Origin of the sequence: Pseudomonas sp. B10(2017) (assembly GCF_002113295.1) — a bacterium.
Classification (GTDB): Bacteria; Pseudomonadota; Gammaproteobacteria; order Pseudomonadales; family Pseudomonadaceae; genus Aquipseudomonas; species Aquipseudomonas pudica.
In genome coordinates this window covers 12,607-29,453 of sequence record NZ_NEJU01000010.1, presented here as the reverse complement: position 1 = coordinate 29,453, position 16,847 = coordinate 12,607, and the positions used below count along the sequence as shown (strand labels likewise).

Below are 16,847 nucleotides of genomic sequence, written 5' to 3'. Positions count from 1 at the left end.
CCGAACATGATCAACGCGCAACTATTGCAATCCATGGTCGATGCGTCCAATGACGGCATCGTGGTCGCCGAACAGGAAGGCGACGACACCATCCTCATCTACGTGAACGCGGCCTTCGAACGCCTGACCGGCTACAGCCGTGACGAAATCCTCTACCAGGATTGCCGCTTCCTGCAGGCCGACGACCGCGACCAGCTTGGCCGCGCCCGCATCCGCAAGGCCCTGGCCGAAGGCCGCCCGTGCCGCGAAGTGCTGCGCAACTACCGCAAGGATGGCAGCTCTTTCTGGAACGAACTGTCGATCACCCCGGTAAGGCACGACACCGAACAGCGCACCTACTTCATCGGTATCCAGAAAGACGTTACTCGCCAGGTCGAACTGGAGCGGGAACTGGCGCAACTGCGCGTTCGTCCGAAACCCGACGAACGCACCTGAACCAAGTTCGCCACGCACGGTCAATCCCGTTGAAGAAATCGCTATCGAGTTCGATCATGCAAGCAGAAGCGCTCCTGACCCAGGACGAGCTGGATTTCATACAGAACATGCAGCATTCGCCACAGTTGAACCTGGCCGACCCCATGTCGAGCCTTCTGGTCAATGGCGACCGACGCATCCAGAGCTTGCTCACCCGCTTGGTGGCCAACGAGCAGGTAACCCTGCAGGCCCAGTTCAACAACCAGCAGATCAGCTTCCCGCTGCAACTGGTGGAAGACGAGTTCCATGCCCTGCACCTGCAACTGGGCTCACCGGAAATCTACGAGGACGGCCCAATGCTGCGCCCCTGGCGCCTGTCGATGGAGCAACCGAGCGCACTGCTCGATGCCCATGGGCAGGAAAGTGGCCTGTGGGTTCGCGATATTTCGTTCAAGGGTACATTGCTGGAAGTTCGTGGCCTGCCAGCGGCACCAGCCCGCTTCGACCTGCGCTTCGCCCCTGGCGGCATCCCACCCATCGAACTTCATGGCGTGCTTGGCCGGCGCATCGGCCCGGACCTGGCCGCCTACGACCTCAGCCAAAGCCCGGCCGAAGAGATCGAACGCCTGCGCGACTACATCCTCCAGGCCCACCGCCGGGCCCACCCCGAGCTTCACACTCAGGTATCTAGCTGACCGGCCAGAAACTGCCGCAAACGCTGGCGCATCACGCTACTTTGCGCCCCCAGGCAGGCGATCGGGCTGCCAGCCAGGCTGTCCTGTGCCAGTTCCGCCGCTTCACCAGCCAGTAATAAAGGGCATTCCAGCCCTGCCACCAGGCGCGTAAGGCGCCTGGTGAGTTCGGACGTGGGCGGCTGATGGGAGAACAGCACCATGGCATCCGGTTTCAGGCGCTCGCAGACCAGTGCCAGTTCTGCCAGCGGCTGCCCGCTCGCCAGTGGCGTAACGCCAACTTCATCGCTGCCCAAGGTCAGGCTGGTCACCAGCAAATCCAACTCGTGGCACTGCCCCGGCAATGGCGCCAACAGCACCATGCGGCTGCGCGGTGCACGGGCAAGTTGCAAGCGGGCGGACACCCTGCCACGCAGGAACTGATCAAAAAACAGCCACTCGCTGGTCTGCCCGTAGCCGCCCTGCCCGGCCGCCAGGTCATGCCACACCGGCATGAACACTTCACTGAATACCTGGTCCAGGGTGCAGGCGGCAAACACCTCATCGAACAGGCGGTCCAGGCCGGACAGGTCAAAACGTTGCAGCGCCTGGCGAATCTGCTGCTGCCAGCGCGCCCAGGCGCCCGTCGCGCCACCTGCCTGCCCGGCAACGGCATGATCACGCGCGAAGATGCTGGCAACCTTGCTTACCGCCACGCCGCGCTCCAACCAGCCAAGGATGCGACGGATGTCATCGATGTCGGCTTGGGAATACAAGCGGTGGCCACTGTCGGTGCGGGTTGGCTGGATCAGGCCATGGCGGCGCTCCCAGGCGCGCAAGGTCACGGCATTGACGCCAGTCAGGCGGGAAACCTCACGGATTGGAAACAGGTCCTGCTGCGCCAGGCCCGCATCGATTAACGGATTCAGTCCCTGTTCGTTCATCTGCAAGGGGTACTCTGTGTTCCCAAGTTGAACACTAGTCTACTACGGCAATACCAAACGCTGGGCCGCAACCGTTTGCTGGCTGACAGTTGCCGAAGATCATGCATGGGCGATAATCCGCGCCCGATTCTTGCATGCACGCCTGCGTCGCCCACCACCCCGGGCCGCACAGCCAAAGGGGCCGGCTACCCGCCAGCCCCGTTGCCAGGAGATACACGATGTCTACCCCACCCGTCACCCTGATGGTGTCGCGCCGCGCCGCCCATGGCCGCTACCAGGACCTGCTGGCCTGGCTGCATGAAGGCGAACAGCTGGCCACCGACTTCCCCGGCTACCTTGGCTCGGGCATCCTCGCGCCACCCCGCGACAGCGACGAATTCCAGATAATCTTCCGTTTCAGCGACGAGCCAACCCTGCATGCCTGGGAGCATTCCGCCTCGCGCCGGGCCTGGTTGCAGCGTGGCACCGGCCTGTTCGAACGCCCCAAAGAAGCGCGCGTTAGCGGCATCGACCACTGGTTCGGCACCAACATGGTGCAAAAACCCCCGCGCTGGAAGCAAGCCGTGGCCATATGGCTGGCATTTTTTCCGGTCTCATTGATGTTCAACCTGGTGTTCGGCCACTGGCTGGCAGCGCTGGATCTGGTGCCCCGTGTACTGCTCAGCACCCTGGGCCTGACGCCGGTGATGGTCTATCTGTTCATCCCCCTTTCCACCCGCCTGCTGGCCGGCTGGTTGCATGCATCACCGGCCCCTGCTGGCGCCCTGCGCAGCCGCTGAGGCCAAGCCATACAAGCGGTAGACAGTTCGGGTATGCTGGGCGGCAACCAAAGGACAGACAAGTTGACCGCCCCGAACATGAACAGCCCCATTCTCGTTACCGGAGCCAGCCAGCGCGTCGGGCTGGCCCTGGCCCTTGAACTGGCACAGGCCGGCCATACGGTGGTCAGTGCCAGCCGCAGCGTCCAGCCACAGGCGGCCCACCCGAATATCGTGCAGTTCCAGGCCGACCTGTGCCAGGCGACCGACCGCCAGGCCCTGATCGACTATCTGCACAACCATTACGACGGCTTGCGCGCGATCATCCACAACGCCTCACTGTGGCTCGACGATGGCCTCGACAACCTCGAGACCATGTTCCGCCTGCACGTCGAAGCGCCCTACCACCTCAACCTGGCCCTGGGCGACCTGCTGGCCAAGGTGGAAAAGGCCGACATCATCCACATTTGCGACGAAACCTCTTCACGCGGCAGCAAAAGCCACATCGGCTACGCCGCGACCAAGGCCGCGTTGCAGAACATGGTGCTGTCGTTCGCCGAAAAATATGCGCCCAAGGTGCATGTGAACGGTATCCTGCCGGGGCTGCTTATCCTCAAGGAAGGGGGTGACGAAACCTACCGCCAGCAGACGCTGAAAAAGGCCCTGCTGGAGTTCGAACCCGGCGCCGGCCCGCTGATCGAGACGGTCAAGTACCTGCTCGCCAGCCAGTACAGCACCGGCAGCCAGGTGGTCATCAACGGTGGCCGCCACCTGAAGAACCGCATGACCTGAGAGAAGCCCATGACCCCACAGCAACAGCTCGAACTCGAGGCCGCCGCGTTCCGGCGCCTGGTCGAACACCTGCAGAAGCGCACCGACGTGCAGAACATCGACCTGATGAACCTGTCCGGCTTCTGCCGCAACTGCCTGTCCAAGTGGTACAAGGCCGCGGCTGACGAGCGCCAGCTCGACCTGAGCCTGGATGACGCCCGCGAAGCGGTGTACGGCATGCCCTACGCCGAGTGGAAAGCCCAATACCAGAAAGAAGCCAGCGCCGACCAACAAGCGGCGTTCGAAAAAGGAAAACCCCGTGACTGACCTGAACACCCTGCGCGCCAGCCTGGCCAGCGGCCAACACGTATTTGCCGACACCCTGGCGTTCATTGCCGACAACTACAGCTACCAGCCACAGGCCTTCGACAATGGCGGCGTGGCGAATGCGGCCGGGCAGAACGAAGGTTCGTGCAAGACCCTGGGCCTGGCGCTGCTGGAAGGGCTGAGCGACCAGGAAGCGCTGTTGGCCTTTGGCGAGCACTACCGTGACGTGGTGGCCACGCCCGAGGGCAGCGACCATGGCAATATCCGCGCGCTGATCAAGGATGGGCTGGCGGGTGTCAAGTTTGCCGAGCTGCCGCTTGCGCGCAAGGCTTGAGATTTTGGGGCCGCTCCGCGGCCCTTTCGCCGGCAAGCCAGCTCCCACAGGTACCCCGCTGCCTTCAAACTGATCATCCCCCTGTGGGAGCTGGCGTGCCGGCGATGAGGCCGGTGCAGACAGCATCAAGCCATGATCCTTCCTGGGACCTCACCCGCCAACCCACCCTGCTGCAACCACTGCAAGGCCACCGGCCACAAACTTTCGCGAAAGCGGTCATGGAAGAACGCGAAATGGCCAATTTCATCGACCGAGATATCCACAGGCGCAATGCGCAGGTGCTGGCGCTCGGCGCCCTGCAGATAACCCAGCAAACGCTCGGTCGCCGCCACGGTACCAAAGGGGTCATCGGTCAGGCTGATGGCCAACGTCGCCGCCCGCACCTGGGCGAATGGTAGTGCCTCCAGTGCACGCCCGCTGGGTCGGTGCTCATAGCGCGGGGTACGAGTGGCCCAGTCATGCACCACGCCGGAGGGCGTGTCCTCCAGCCAACCCAGGCGCTTGCCGGGAAAATAACCGAACACCCGGGTGAGCAGCGGCATTATCACATGCCACTTGCCAAACAATTGCCAGCGCTGGTCAGCCGCGTAATCGCGCCAGTAGGCGAATTGCGCGCCAACCATCACCACCCGGCGTACCTTGCTCGCCGACGGTGCCAACCCCACTGCGCAGCCGCCAAAACTATGCCCCACCACATCCACCGGCTGGCCGGGGAAATGTTCTGCGGCATGCACCAGCATGGCTTCGAAATCCAGCCGGCCCCAGTCGCTCCAGGATGCCTGGAAGCCACGCAGCGAGGCTGGGCGGGATTCGCCGATGCCACGGTAGTCGTAGGTCAGTACATCGCACCCTTGGGCGAACAGGTAGTCGGCGAAACGCGAGTAGTAGCGGCAGCGTACCGAGGTGGCAGCATTGATGATCACCAGCGGGCGCTGGGGGTCAGGTCGGGCGTGGCGCCAGCGGAAGCCGCCGAGGTTGTAACCGTCGGCTGCGGTGTGGCGAAAGGCAGTGGCGGGCTGGGTGAGGCTGCTCATGGCACATTCCCTGTCGTTGTGCGCCAAAGCTAGCAAAAAATTCCTGGGCTGTACCGGCCTCTTCGCGGGCTTGCCCGCGAAAGGGCCGGTACAGGCCGACAGCGATTACAGCTCGACGCAGTCGAACTTCACATCGGTAGCCACGTCTTCGTCGTAGTTGACGTCAGCGCGCTCGAAACCGAACAGGTTGAGGAACTGCTTCTTGTAGCCGGCATAGTCGGTCAGCTCGAACAGGTTCTCGGTGGTCACCTGTGGCCACAGCGCCTTGCAGGCGCCCTGCACGTCATCACGCAGTTCCCAGTCGTCCAGGCGCAGGCGGCCCTTCTCGTCGACCTCGGCCGGCGCGCCGTCGGCACGGTACATGCGGTCGCGGTACATGCGGTCCAGCTGATCCTGGGTGCCTTCGTGAACACCCTTCTCCTGCATGATCTTGAACACCATGGACAGGTACAACGGCATCACCGGGATGGCCGAGCTGGCCTGGGTAACCACCGACTTCAGCACCGCCACGTTGGCGCCGCCCTTGACTTCACCGGCCAGTTTCTTGTCCAGGCGCAGGGCGGTTTCGTCCAGGTCCTGCTTGGCCTGGCCCAGTGCACCGTGCCAGTAGATCGGCCAGGTGATGTCGCTGCCGATGTAGCTGAAGGCCACGGTGCGGGCGCCTTCGGCCAGCACGTTGGCGCCAGCCAGGGCGTCGATCCACAGCTGCCAGTCCTGGCCCCCCATGACGGTGACGGTGTCGGCGATTTCCTGCTCGGTAGCCGGCTCGATGCTGGCCTCGATGATGGTGTCCTTGTTGGTATCGATGGCGGTCGACTTGTACGGCTGGCCGATCGGCTTCAGGGCCGAACGCACCAGTTCACCGGTCTGCGGCAGCTTGCGCACCGGCGAGGCCAGCGAGTAGATGACCAGGTCGACCTTGCCGCCCATTTCGTTCTTGATCAGCTCGATGACCTTGGCACGGGCTTCATCGGAGAAAGCGTCACCATTGATCGACTTGCTGTACAGGCCCTCGGCCTTGGCGAACTTGTCGAAGGCTGCAGCGTTGTACCAGCCAGCGGTGCCGGCCTTGGTCTCGGTGCCTGGCTTTTCGAAGAACACGCCCAGGGTGTCGGCCTTGAAGCCGAACGCCGCGGTGATGCGGGCTGCCAGGCCGTAGCCGCTGGAAGCACCGATGACCAGGACCTTCTTCGGGCCATCCTCGCGCACGCCCAGCTTGCGGGTGGCTTCGATCTGGTCACGGACGTTGAGCTCGCAGCCCTTCGGGTGAGTCGTGGTGCAGATGAAACCGCGGACCTTAGGATGAATGATGGCCAATGTCTGTACCTCGTCAGGTTTATGCCGGGGGAAGCGCCGCCATGGGCGATTCCGGTTGATCAGAGGGTGAGACTACCCCCGCAGGTTATCCGACACATATTACGGGGTGATCTTGGGGATGCAAAACGGTGGATTACCTGTACCGGCCCTATCGCCGGCAAGCCAGCTCCCACAAAGACGGCGCAAAACTTGAGCCCTGTGAGGGACCTGTGGGAGCTGGCTTGCCGGCGATAGAGCCAGTGCAGGCAACATCAATCTGACAAGAGAGCCCCTTTCAGCCATTCCAGGAACTGCCGGGCCAGCGGATCATCCTGGCTATCCCGATGCACCAGACACGCCCACGCCGGCCCACGCACGCGCTGCGCCGACAAAGCCTGCAAGCGCCCCTCCTCCACCGCCCGCCGCGCCAGCAACTGGCTGACCAGGGCCACCCCCAACCCCTCGCTCGCCGCATCCAGCAGCAGCCCGGGGTCGGAAAAGTTCAGCCCCTTGCCCTGCTGCCCCACATCCTCGCCACCCTCCAGCTGCCAGTGGCTCCAGTCCATCTCGCGCTCGCCATGCAAGGTGGTGCGCCGCAACATCGGCGTTTGCAGCAACGCCGGGTGGCAGGCCGGGTACAGCTGGTCCTGGTGCAGCACGTTGAAGCTGCACTCGGCCTGGGCACTGAGGTCGTCGCGGATGGCCAGGTCGATGGTCTCGGTCGCCATGTCCGGCACCTCGAAACTGGTGAACAGCCACAAGTCGACATCCGGGCAGCGCTGGTGAAAGTCGGCCAGCCGCGGCAGCAGCCAGTGCCTGGCAAAGGCCGGGCTGGTGTTGACCACCAGTTGGTTGGGCTTGCGGTACTGGTCGAGCCGGCGAATGCCCACCGCCAGGTGCTGCAGCAGCGACTGCGTGGTGCTGAGCAGGTCATGCCCGGCGTCGGTCAGGCTCACGCTGCGGCCACTGCGGTGGAACAGCGGCTGCTCCAGGTAGGTTTCCAGGCTGCGAATCTGCTGGCTGATAGCCGACTGGGTCAGGTTCAGCGCTTCGGCGGCCTTGTGGAAGCTGCCCAGCCGCGCAGCGGCTTCGAAGCCGCGCAGGGCATTCAGGGGTGGCCAGTGTTTGAGCATGATTGATAAGCCCTACTGATCGGATGTGCGCTAAATCTATCGTTTGTCGCAGGCCAATCCTAGCCATAGCATGGACACCAACACCCGCGACGGCGGGCTTCGTTGATAAAAATCCTTAATTGATCGGAGTTCACTATGCACCTGTCCCTCGACAGCGGCTGGCGCATGCCCGCCGAATGGGCCCGCCACGCTGCCACCTGGATAGTCTGGCCACACAACCAGGCCCTGTGGGAAAGCGGCTGGCACGTGCGCCTGGCCGACGTACAGCAGGACTACGCTCGGGTCGCGGCGGCCATCGCCCGTTTCGAGCCGGTGAAGATGGTGGTCGACCCGTCGGCCTTGCAGAGCGCACGTGCCCTCTGCGGCGCCAATATCGAACTGGTCGAAATGGCCGTGGACGACAGCTGGTGCCGGGACAGCGGCCCAAGCTTCGTCTGCCATCCTCAACATGGCCTGGCCGGCCTGAGCTGGCGCTTCAACGCCTGGGGGGGCAAGTCGCAACACGGCCAGGACCGCAGCCTCGGCCGGCGCATCCTCGACCACCTGGGCCTGGATGGCTTCAGCACGGCGCTGTGCAACGAAGGCGGGGCGATTCATGTGGACGGCGAAGGCACCCTGATCACCACCGAGTCGGTGCTGCTCAACCCCAACCGCAACCCTGGCGTGAGCAAGGCCGAGTTCGAGGCCTGCTTCGCCCGCTACCTGGGCATCCGCAAGACCATCTGGCTACCGGGCGACCCACAATACATCACCGGCGACATGACCGACGGCCACGTCGATGGTGTATGCGCCTTCGCCCGCCCTGGCGTGCTGTTGGTCGACGCCACCCATGATCAGCATTCGGTGTACGCCGAAGTCGTGCGGGAAAACCGCCGCGCCCTGGAACTGGCCACCGACGCGCAAGGCCGGCACTTCGAGCTGCTCGACCTGTATGAAGCCAGCGCCGCCGTCGACCAGGACGCCGAGGTATTCTGCGCCTCGTACACCAACTTCTACATCGCCAACGGCGCGATCATCATGCCGGCCTATGGCATCGCCGCCGACCTGGAAGCCGCCGCGCAACTGGCCCACGCCTTCCCGGGCCGGGAGATCGTACCGGTGCGCATCGACCACATCGCCCATGGCGGTGGCGGCATCCATTGCATCACCCAGCAACAACCCGAGGTGCAGCCATGAGCCTGCTGCGCATCGCCACCACCCAGATGCCGTGCAGCTGGGACCTGCCTGGCAACCTCGACCGCGCCGAACAACTGGTTCGCCAGGCTGCCGCCAAGGGGGCCCAGGTGATCCTACTGCAGGAGCTGTTCGCCACCCCGTATTTCTGCATCGAACAGGACCACCAGCACCAGGCACTCGCCCAGCCCTACCCTGCCAGCCCTATCCTGCAGCGCTTCGCCGCACTGGCCGGTGAGCTGGGCGTGGTGCTGCCGCTGAGCTGGTACGAGCGCGCCGGCAATGCCTTCTTCAACTCGTTGACCGTGGCCGATGCCGATGGCCGCCTGCTTGGCGTCTACCGCAAGACCCACATCCCCAACGCCATCGGCTACCAGGAGAAGGAATACTTCAGCCCCGGCGATACCGGCTTCAAGGTCTGGGACACCGCCTTCGGCCGCCTGGGCATCGGCATCTGCTGGGACCAGTGGTTCCCCGAGACCGCCCGCTGCCTGGCACTGATGGGCGCCGAAGTGCTGCTGTTCCCCACCGCCATCGGCTCCGAGCCCGGCTGTGCCGAACTGGACTCGCGCGACCACTGGCAGGTGGCCATGCGCGGCCACGCCGCCGCCAACCTGTTGCCGGTGGTGGCGGCCAATCGCGTGGGCGAAGAAGTCGCCGCCAGCGACGCAACGTTGGCCATGCGCTTCTATGGCTCGTCGTTCATCTGCGACCACAAGGGCGCCATGCTCGCCGAAGCCGACCGCGACAGCATTGGCATCTGGCTGCACGACCTGGATCTGGCCGGCATGCGGGAAGACCGCCTGAGCTGGGGCATCTACCGCGATCGCCGCCCGGAGATGTACGCACCGCTGCTGACCCTGGACGGCACCCACCCACACACCCTGAGGGCATGAGCATGAAACGCCACGTTCTGGCCGCCTTGGCGCTGGCCGTCTGCGCCTGCCAGGCTCAGGCCGAGCAGCCCGTGCTGCGCCTGTACAACTGGGCCGACTATTTTGCCGAGGACACCCTCAAGCAGTTCACGGCCGAAACCGGCATCCAGGTGATCTACGACGTGATGGATGGCAGCGAAGTGCTCGAGGCCAAGCTGATGTCCGGGCGCAGTGGCTACGACCTGGTCTTCCCCGGTGATACCGTCGCCGAGCGCCTGATGCGCGCCGGCAGCCTGCAGCCACTGGACCACAGCCGCCTGGAGGCCCTGGACGACATCGAGCCCGGGCTGCGTCAGCTGCACGCCCGGTACCCCAAGGCCAGCCAGGCGACCGTGCCCTACACCTGGGGCACCATCGGCCTGACGGTGAATGCCGACAAAGTCCGCCAGCGCATGCCCGATGCACCGCTGGACAACCTCGACCTGCTGTTCAAGCCGGAGCTGGCCGCCAAATTCGCCGACTGCGGTATTTCAGTCATCGATTCACCCGACGAAGTGCTGGCAGTGGTCCTCAACTACCTGGGCCGCGAGCCACGCAGTGCCAAGCGCGAAGACTTGGCCGCAGCCAGCGAACTGCTCAAGGCGATTCGCCCGTACGTGCGCAAGTTCCAGTCGCAACCAGTGACCGAACTGGTCAACGAGAACCTGTGCCTGTCACTGGGCTACAGTGGCGACGTGATCCAGGCGCAGCGTACGGCCGACGCCGCGGGCAAGCATCTCGACTTCCAGTACCGCGTGCCGCGCCAAGGCACCACGGTGTGGATGGATACCATGGCCATCCCAGCCGATGCCAAGCACCCGGAATACGCCTATCGTTTCATCAACTTCGTCATGCGCCCGGCGAACATGGCGGCCATCAGCAACTTCACCGGTTACCCTACCGCCAGCGCCAAGGCACGCCAGGCAGTGGACCCGCGCATGCGCGACAACCCCGATATCTACCTCGACCAAGCCACCTATGCCCGGCTGATCCCGGGCCGCGATATCCCACAGGCCGACATGCGTGTACGCATGCGCGTGTGGACCCGCTTCAAGACTGCACAGGACTGAGCCATGCCAAGCCGTAGAACCTTCCTGCAACTTTCGCTGGCCGCCGGCCTCGGTGCCAGCCTCGGCCTGCCGCTGGGCCTGGCCCGCGCCGAAGAACCGGGGCGCTGGTTCATGCCGGACGAAGGCGAGCCGCAGCAACGCGCATTCATCGCCTTCGGCGCCCAGGATGCGATCTGGGAGGACTTCACCGCCGATGTGCAGGCCGCCCTCGGTCGCATCGCCCAGGCCATCGCGCGCTATCAGCCAGTGACGGTGTTCTGCCGGCCCAGCGAGCGCGAGCTGGCCGAGCAGCACTGTGCCAGCCAGCGCACAAGTTTCGTCGAGTGCGAGCTGGACGACATCTGGATGCGCGACATCGGCGCCAACTTCGTCGTCGATGATGACGGAGCCCTGGCGGCGGTGGACTTCAACTTCAATGGCTGGGGCAACAAGCAACGTCACAGCAACGATGCCCAACTGGCCAGGCGCGTAACCACGCTGGCCGGTGCCCGCTACCAGCGCAGCGATCTGGTGGGTGAAGGCGGCGCCATAGAGGTGGACGGCCACGGCACGGGCATCATGACCGAGAGCAGCTGGGTCAACGCCAACCGCAACAAGGGCTGGAGCAAGGCCGAGATCGAGGCGGAGCTCAAGGAGCGCCTGGGGCTGAGCAAGATCATCTGGCTACCGGGCATCGCCGGCCAGGACATCACCGACGGGCACGTGGACTTCTATGCCCGCTTCGTCAGGCCAGGGGTGGTGATTGCCAACCTGGATAACGACACGAACTCATATGACTACGCCGTGACGCGCAAGCACCTGGAGATCCTCAAGAGGGCCACCGATGCCGAAGGCCGCAGCTTGCAGGTGCACGTCGTGTCGCCGCCGCTGCACGGGCGGAACAACAGGTTCAGCAAAGGCAATGATGACTTTGCCGCTGGGTACATCAACTACTTCGTGATCAATGGCGCGATCATTGCGCCACAGTTTGGCGATGGGGCGGCGGACGAGAAAGCGCGGGGGCTGCTGGCGGCGTTGTATCCGGGGCGGGATATCGTGCAGCTGGATATCGATGCCATAGCTGCGGGGGGCGGGGGGATTCACTGTGTGACCCATCAGTGCCCGGCGGTGTAGCAGATGCTGCCTGTGCTGGCCTCTTCGCGGGCTTGCCCGCTCCCACAGGCACTCCACAAGACTCAAGATTTGTGCAGTTCCTGTGGGAGCGGGCAAGCCTGCGAAGAGGCCGCCACAGTCAATCGCGGTGCCGACGGCGCCCCGTGATCATCGACCAAGGCAGGTTTTCCCGCATGCGCACGCTCTCGTAGATGGCCGCCAGCACATGCACGCAAACCAGTGCCAGCAGCGCGTTGGCCAGCCAGCTGTGCAGGTCCATCGGCCAGTCGACACCAAACAGCGCGTCCACCTCCTGCGACGCCCACCCGGTAAGGCCCAGGCCGGCGATGCAGGTCAGCATCAGCACCATCACCAGGGCGCCAATCGGCGAATGCCCCATGTGATGGTCAAGCTCCCCATGCAGCAGCGCCCGGGCATGCCCGATCAGGCTTGCCGGGGTTGGCCAGAAGTCGGCCCAACGCGCGCTGCGTGGCCCGACAAAGCCCCAGATCACACGCACCACCACAACGGCCAGTGCGTAGTAACCCAGCCACTGGTGCCAGTCTTCACCTTCTTCGTTGAAGAAGTAGTTGGCGAAGAACACCACGGCAATCGACCAATGGCACAGCCGCAGCAGGGGGTCCCACAGCTGTACCGTGCCTTCGCTGTTCAATCGTGGTACTCGGTCTTGACTGCCTTGCCCGTCACTGGGTCATGGTAGATCTCGACCTTCTTGCCATCCTTGTCGAAACCGTAGATCTCGTAGCAGTTACCCTTGGTGACCTTGAACTTGTTGATCTTGTAGCCCTGTTCCTTGAGCTGCGCCTGGAATTTTGCCTGGTCCTGCCAGGTGCTTTTATCAGCGGTGGTGCATTCGGTGGCGGCAAACACAGTGCTGCTGCCAATCAGGAGGGTCATGGCGATCAATGTACGCATGGGACATGAACTCCATTCAGATGAGTGGAAAAGCTCATCCCTAAGCATAGTTCTGCAGGCCGCTTTGCGCTCATTCATTTGCTTTGCACATCAATCGCAAAGAAAAACAAACTTAACAAATGAGCCAAAGCCATCGATGCTTGAGGCATTACGCCCATCGCACGGAGAACAACAACATGAACGACGTCGTCATCGTCGCCGCAACCCGTACCGCCATCGGCAGCTTCCAGGGCGCCTTGGCCACTGTGCCTGCTGTAGACCTGGGTGCCGCCGTGATCAAGCGCCTGCTGGAGCAGACCGGGCTGGCCCCGGCGCAGGTCGACGAAGTCATCCTCGGCCAGGTGCTTACCGCCGGTGCCGGGCAGAACCCGGCACGCCAGGCCGCGATCAAGGCCGGCCTGCCCTTCAGCGTACCGGCAATGACCCTGAACAAGGTTTGCGGCTCGGGCCTGAAGGCGCTGCACCTGGCCGCTCAGGCCATCCGCTGCGGTGACGCCGAGGTAGTCATCGCCGGCGGCCAGGAGAACATGAGCCTTGCCCCCTACGTGATGCCGTCGGCCCGCACCGGCCAGCGCATGGGCCATGGCCAGTTGATCGACAGCATGATCACCGACGGCCTGTGGGATGCCTTCAACGACTACCACATGGGTATCACTGCCGAAAACCTGGTGGACCAGTACGGCCTCAGCCGTGAGCAGCAGGATGCCTTTGCCGCCGAATCGCAGCGCAAGGCGGTAGCGGCGATCGAGGCCGGCCGCTTCGATGACGAAATCACCCCGATCGTGCTGCCGCAGAAAAAGGGAGAACCCAAGGTGTTCGCGCGGGACGAGCAGCCACGCCCGGATACCACCGCCGAATCCCTGGGCAAACTGCGCCCGGCGTTCAAGAAGGATGGCAGCGTCACTGCCGGCAACGCCTCGAGCCTGAATGATGGCGCCGCCGCCGTGCTGCTGATGAGCGCCGCCAAGGCCAAGGCCCTGGGCCTGCCGGTGCTGGCCAGGATCGCGGCTTATGCCAGTGCCGGCGTGGACCCGGCGATCATGGGCATTGGCCCGGTTTCGGCCACCCAGCGCTGCCTGGACAAGGCCGGCTGGCAACTGGCCGAGCTGGACCTGATCGAAGCCAACGAAGCCTTTGCCGCGCAGGCCCTGGCCGTGGGCAAGGCGCTGGAATGGGATGCCACGCGAGTCAACGTGAATGGCGGGGCGATTGCCCTTGGCCACCCGATTGGTGCGTCCGGGTGCCGGGTGCTGGTGACCCTGCTGCACGAGATGATCAAGCGGGACGCCAGGAAGGGCCTGGCAACTCTGTGCATTGGTGGCGGGCAAGGCGTGGCCTTGGCAATCGAGCGTTGATCACAGATTGAATTGAACAGGCCTGGCCCTTTCGCGGGTAAACCCGCTCCCACAGGGACCCCACTGAAGCTGAATCCAATGGAGCCCCTGTGGGAGCGCGTTTACCCGCGAAGAGGCCGGTACAGCCAGCGAAGAATCAGGCAGTGGTACGCAGCTCACGGGCAGCTGCGACCATGTTCACCAACGCTGCCTCGGTCTCCGGCCAGCCACGGGTCTTCAGCCCGCAATCTGGGTTGACCCACAGGCGCTCGGCCGGGATACGCCGGGCAGCCTTGCGCAGCAGCTCGACCATTTCCTCACGGGTCGGCACCCGTGGCGAGTGAATGTCATACACACCCGGGCCGATCTCGTTGGGGTAGGCGAACCGCTCGAACGCCGCCAGCAGCTCCATGTCCGACCGCGAGGTCTCGATGGTGATCACGTCGGCATCCATTGCCGCGATCGACTCGATCACGTCGTTGAACTCGCTGTAGCACATGTGGGTGTGGATCTGGGTTTCGTCACGCACCCCCGAGGCACACAGGCGGAAGGCCTCGGTGGCCCACTCCAGGTAATGGGCCCAGGCGCCGTGGCGCAGCGGCAGGCCTTCACGGAAAGCCGCTTCGTCGATCTGCACGATCCTGATACCCGCCGCTTCCAGGTCGACCACTTCGTCGCGGATCGCCAGCGCCAACTGGCGCGCCTGCACTTCGCGGCTCACGTCCTCACGCGGGAACGACCACATCAGCATGGTCACCGGGCCGGTCAGCATGCCCTTCATCACCTTGCTGGTCAGGCCCTGGGCGTACTTGATCCATTCCACGGTCATGGCCTTCGGCCGGCTCAGGTCACCAACGATCACCGCAGGCTTCACGCAGCGCGAACCATAGCTCTGCACCCAGCCGAAGCGGGTGAACACATAGCCATCGATCTGCTCGGCGAAGTACTCGACCATGTCGTTGCGCTCGGCCTCGCCGTGCACCAGCACATCCAGGCCCAGGTCCTCCTGGATTTTCACCGCATGGCGGATCTCGCTGTGCATGGCGTCGACGTAATCGGCCTCGGTCAGTTTGCCCTGCCTGTAGGCCTGGCGTGCCAGGCGAATCGCCGAGGTCTGCGGGAACGAACCGATAGTGGTGGTCGGGAACGCCGGCAGGTCGAGCCCCGCACGTTGCTTGACGATACGTTGGGCAAACGCCGACTGACGCTGGCTGTCAGCGGGCTTGATGGCCGCCAGGCGGGCCTGCACGGCTGGTTTGTGAATACGCGGCGAAGCGGCGCGGCTGGCCTGCACGGCCTGGCTTTGGGCCAGCGCGGCGGCCACGTCATCGGCTTGCGGGGCGTTGATGGCCTTGGCCAGCAGCGCCACTTCCTGGCATTTCTGCACGGCGAAGGCCAGCCAGCTGTGCAGTTCGGCATCGAGCTGGTCTTCACGGTCCAGGTCCACCGGGCTGTGCAGCAGCGAGCAGGATGGCGCCACCCACAGCCGCTCCCCCATTCGCTCATGGGCATGGCGCAGTACCTCCAACGCCTTTTCCAGGTCGCAGCGCCAGACGTTGCGGCCATTGACCAGGCCCAGCGACAGCACCTTGTAGGCCGGCAGGCGGTCGAGGATGGTCGGGTACTGCTCGGGCGCACGTATCAGGTCGATGTGCAGGCCATCGACCGGCAGGTTGGCGGCCAGGCCCAGGTTGTCTTCCAGGCCGCCGAAGTAGGTGGCGATCAGCTTCTTCAGTGGCGCCCGCTGAAGGATGTTGTAGACGCGCTCGTAGGCATTCTTCCAGTCCTGAGGCAGGTCCAGGGCCAGGATCGGCTCATCGATCTGCACCCATTCCACGCCCTGGGCAGCCAGGCGGTTGAGAATCTGGTCATACAGAGGCAGCAGGCGGTCGAGCAGCTCCAGCTTGTCGAAATCGCCACCCTTGGCCTTGCCCAGCCACAGGTAGGTCAGCGGGCCGATCACCACCGGTTTGACCGCGTGGCCCAGGGCCTGGGCTTCTGCCACTTCTTCGAACAGCTGCTCCCAGCTCAGGGCGAACTGCTGGTCGGCGGTGAATTCTGGGACCAGGTAGTGGTAGTTGGTATCGAACCACTTGGTCATTTCCTGGGCGTGCGCGCCGCCGCAGCAGCTGTCACCCACGGCGCCACGGGCCATGGCGAACAGGGTTTGCAGGGTTGGCCTGGCAGCGTCGTGGCTGCGGAAACGCTGCGGGATCACGCCGAAGGTCAGCGAGTGGGTGAGCACCTGGTCGTACCAGGCGAAGTCGCCGACCGGCAGCAGTTCGATGCCGGCGTCTTTCTGCACCTGCCAGTGGCGGGCACGCAGCTCGCGACCGACGGCGCGCAGGCCGGCTTCGTCGAGTTCACCCTTCCAGAAGGCTTCCTGGGCCTTTTTCAGCTCGCGGTCGCGGCCGATACGTGGAAAGCCCAGGTTATGTGCCAGTGCCATGTCTTGTCCCTCAGCATGCATAAATTAATGAGGGGATTTTCCGGGCGCTGGCATCTTGAGACAAACTCATTAAATTTGAGATGAACTCAAGGTTTCCTCATGTTCGTGAAATTGTTCTGTCTGTATTGGCCCCTTCGCGGGCATGCCCGCTCCCACAGGGTTCCCACATGCTTCAAGGTTCATGCATTACCTGTGGG

General features: G+C 64.0%; 18 protein-coding genes. 11 read left to right on the top strand and 7 right to left on the bottom strand.

Annotation, left to right across the window (positions count from 1 at the left end; all coding sequences use genetic code 11):
• Positions 1–6 precede the first annotated feature (6 nt).
• Complete coding sequence (locus CAF92_RS13970) at positions 7–435, top strand: PAS domain S-box protein (RefSeq protein ID WP_046616339.1); 429 nt, start codon at positions 7–9, stop codon at positions 433–435.
• 56 nt (positions 436–491) lie between these two features.
• Positions 492–1,109, top strand: coding sequence for a hypothetical protein (locus tag CAF92_RS13965; RefSeq protein ID WP_046616340.1), 618 nt, complete (start codon positions 492–494; stop codon positions 1,107–1,109).
• Here the strand turns inward: CAF92_RS13965 and CAF92_RS13960 are convergent.
• On the bottom strand, positions 1,094–2,029 hold the full coding sequence (locus CAF92_RS13960) for a MerR family transcriptional regulator (RefSeq protein WP_085601165.1): 936 nt from the start codon (positions 2,027–2,029) through the stop codon (positions 1,094–1,096). The genes CAF92_RS13965 and CAF92_RS13960 overlap by 16 nt on opposite strands.
• 218 nt (positions 2,030–2,247) lie before the next feature.
• On the opposite strand from CAF92_RS13960, the gene CAF92_RS13955 reads away from it, so the two are divergent.
• From CAF92_RS13955 to CAF92_RS13940, 4 genes are read left to right on the top strand one after another with little or no spacing between them, the layout of a single operon-like run.
• Entirely contained in the window at positions 2,248–2,808 is a 561-nt protein-coding gene (locus CAF92_RS13955) for an antibiotic biosynthesis monooxygenase (RefSeq protein ID WP_046616342.1), read from the top strand.
• 33 nt (positions 2,809–2,841) lie between these two features.
• Positions 2,842–3,579: a dihydromonapterin reductase gene (folM, locus tag CAF92_RS13950; RefSeq protein WP_085601164.1), complete on the top strand. Its 738-nt coding sequence runs from the start codon at positions 2,842–2,844 to the stop codon at positions 3,577–3,579.
• Between the two features lie 9 nt (positions 3,580–3,588).
• The gene (locus CAF92_RS13945; RefSeq protein WP_003260708.1) at positions 3,589–3,885 is read left to right on the top strand and encodes a DUF1244 domain-containing protein; all 297 of its coding nucleotides are present in this window, start codon (positions 3,589–3,591) and stop codon (positions 3,883–3,885) included.
• Positions 3,878–4,219 carry a HopJ type III effector protein gene (locus tag CAF92_RS13940; protein WP_085601163.1) on the top strand — a complete coding sequence of 114 codons (342 nt, stop codon included), beginning with the start codon at positions 3,878–3,880 and terminating at the stop codon, positions 4,217–4,219. Before CAF92_RS13945 ends, CAF92_RS13940 begins: the two co-directional genes overlap by 8 nt.
• A 125-nt stretch (positions 4,220–4,344) precedes the next feature.
• Here CAF92_RS13940 and CAF92_RS13935 read toward each other — a convergent pair whose 3' ends face one another.
• The 3 genes from CAF92_RS13935 to CAF92_RS13925 form a co-directional block, all read right to left on the bottom strand.
• Positions 4,345–5,253, bottom strand: a complete 909-nt coding sequence (locus CAF92_RS13935) for an alpha/beta fold hydrolase (protein WP_085601162.1) — start codon at positions 5,251–5,253, stop codon at positions 4,345–4,347.
• A 105-nt stretch (positions 5,254–5,358) separates the two neighbouring features.
• Complete coding sequence (gene fabV / locus CAF92_RS13930; RefSeq protein WP_046616345.1) at positions 5,359–6,570, bottom strand: enoyl-ACP reductase FabV; 1,212 nt, start codon at positions 6,568–6,570, stop codon at positions 5,359–5,361.
• Positions 6,571–6,821: 251 nt separating this feature from the next.
• On the bottom strand, positions 6,822–7,682 hold the full coding sequence (locus CAF92_RS13925) for a LysR substrate-binding domain-containing protein (protein WP_085601161.1): 861 nt from the start codon (positions 7,680–7,682) through the stop codon (positions 6,822–6,824).
• A 135-nt stretch (positions 7,683–7,817) separates the two neighbouring features.
• On the opposite strand from CAF92_RS13925, the gene CAF92_RS13920 reads away from it, so the two are divergent.
• The 4 genes from CAF92_RS13920 to CAF92_RS13905 are packed head-to-tail and all read left to right on the top strand — an operon-like array spanning position 7,818 to position 11,952.
• The gene (locus tag CAF92_RS13920; RefSeq protein ID WP_085601160.1) at positions 7,818–8,858 is read left to right on the top strand and encodes an agmatine/peptidylarginine deiminase; all 1,041 of its coding nucleotides are present in this window, start codon (positions 7,818–7,820) and stop codon (positions 8,856–8,858) included.
• Positions 8,855–9,751 (top strand): N-carbamoylputrescine amidase, encoded by an 897-nt coding sequence (gene aguB, locus CAF92_RS13915; RefSeq protein WP_085601159.1) that lies wholly within the window; start codon positions 8,855–8,857, stop codon positions 9,749–9,751. Before CAF92_RS13920 ends, aguB begins: the two co-directional genes overlap by 4 nt.
• A gap of 2 nt (positions 9,752–9,753) precedes the next feature.
• Entirely contained in the window at positions 9,754–10,839 is a 1,086-nt protein-coding gene (locus CAF92_RS13910; RefSeq protein ID WP_085601158.1) for an extracellular solute-binding protein, read from the top strand.
• A 3-nt stretch (positions 10,840–10,842) separates the two neighbouring features.
• Positions 10,843–11,952: an agmatine/peptidylarginine deiminase gene (locus CAF92_RS13905; protein ID WP_085601157.1), complete on the top strand. Its 1,110-nt coding sequence runs from the start codon at positions 10,843–10,845 to the stop codon at positions 11,950–11,952.
• A 118-nt stretch (positions 11,953–12,070) separates the two neighbouring features.
• On the opposite strand, the gene CAF92_RS13900 is transcribed toward CAF92_RS13905, so the two are convergent.
• Positions 12,071–12,604 (bottom strand): cytochrome b/b6 domain-containing protein, encoded by a 534-nt coding sequence (locus CAF92_RS13900; protein WP_085601156.1) that lies wholly within the window; start codon positions 12,602–12,604, stop codon positions 12,071–12,073.
• Positions 12,601–12,867: a PepSY domain-containing protein gene (locus CAF92_RS13895; protein ID WP_046616347.1), complete on the bottom strand. Its 267-nt coding sequence runs from the start codon at positions 12,865–12,867 to the stop codon at positions 12,601–12,603. The genes CAF92_RS13900 and CAF92_RS13895 overlap by 4 nt, the downstream gene beginning before the upstream one ends.
• Positions 12,868–13,043: 176 nt before the next feature.
• Here CAF92_RS13895 and CAF92_RS13890 point away from each other — a divergent pair, with 176 nt between their 5' ends.
• On the top strand, positions 13,044–14,222 hold the full coding sequence (locus tag CAF92_RS13890; RefSeq protein ID WP_046616348.1) for an acetyl-CoA C-acetyltransferase: 1,179 nt from the start codon (positions 13,044–13,046) through the stop codon (positions 14,220–14,222).
• 136 nt (positions 14,223–14,358) lie between these two features.
• Here the strand turns inward: CAF92_RS13890 and metE are convergent, their stop codons facing one another.
• Positions 14,359–16,650 (bottom strand): 5-methyltetrahydropteroyltriglutamate--homocysteine S-methyltransferase, encoded by a 2,292-nt coding sequence (gene metE / locus CAF92_RS13885; protein WP_085601155.1) that lies wholly within the window; start codon positions 16,648–16,650, stop codon positions 14,359–14,361.
• Positions 16,651–16,847 lie beyond the last annotated feature (197 nt).

Coding starts and splice junctions, on each gene's coding strand:
- CAF92_RS13970 (WP_046616339.1), top strand. CDS start 7: ATGATCAACGCGCAACTATTGCAATCCATGGTCGATGCGTCCAATGAC.
- CAF92_RS13965 (WP_046616340.1), top strand. CDS start 492: ATGCAAGCAGAAGCGCTCCTGACCCAGGACGAGCTGGATTTCATACAG.
- CAF92_RS13960 (WP_085601165.1), bottom strand. CDS start 2,029: ATGAACGAACAGGGACTGAATCCGTTAATCGATGCGGGCCTGGCGCAG.
- CAF92_RS13955 (WP_046616342.1), top strand. CDS start 2,248: ATGTCTACCCCACCCGTCACCCTGATGGTGTCGCGCCGCGCCGCCCAT.
- folM (WP_085601164.1), top strand. CDS start 2,842: ATGCTGGGCGGCAACCAAAGGACAGACAAGTTGACCGCCCCGAACATG.
- CAF92_RS13945 (WP_003260708.1), top strand. CDS start 3,589: ATGACCCCACAGCAACAGCTCGAACTCGAGGCCGCCGCGTTCCGGCGC.
- CAF92_RS13935 (WP_085601162.1), bottom strand. CDS start 5,253: ATGAGCAGCCTCACCCAGCCCGCCACTGCCTTTCGCCACACCGCAGCC.
- CAF92_RS13925 (WP_085601161.1), bottom strand. CDS start 7,682: ATGCTCAAACACTGGCCACCCCTGAATGCCCTGCGCGGCTTCGAAGCC.
- CAF92_RS13920 (WP_085601160.1), top strand. CDS start 7,818: ATGCACCTGTCCCTCGACAGCGGCTGGCGCATGCCCGCCGAATGGGCC.
- aguB (WP_085601159.1), top strand. CDS start 8,855: ATGAGCCTGCTGCGCATCGCCACCACCCAGATGCCGTGCAGCTGGGAC.
- CAF92_RS13910 (WP_085601158.1), top strand. CDS start 9,754: ATGAAACGCCACGTTCTGGCCGCCTTGGCGCTGGCCGTCTGCGCCTGC.
- CAF92_RS13905 (WP_085601157.1), top strand. CDS start 10,843: ATGCCAAGCCGTAGAACCTTCCTGCAACTTTCGCTGGCCGCCGGCCTC.
- CAF92_RS13895 (WP_046616347.1), bottom strand. CDS start 12,867: ATGCGTACATTGATCGCCATGACCCTCCTGATTGGCAGCAGCACTGTG.
- CAF92_RS13890 (WP_046616348.1), top strand. CDS start 13,044: ATGAACGACGTCGTCATCGTCGCCGCAACCCGTACCGCCATCGGCAGC.
- metE (WP_085601155.1), bottom strand. CDS start 16,650: ATGGCACTGGCACATAACCTGGGCTTTCCACGTATCGGCCGCGACCGC.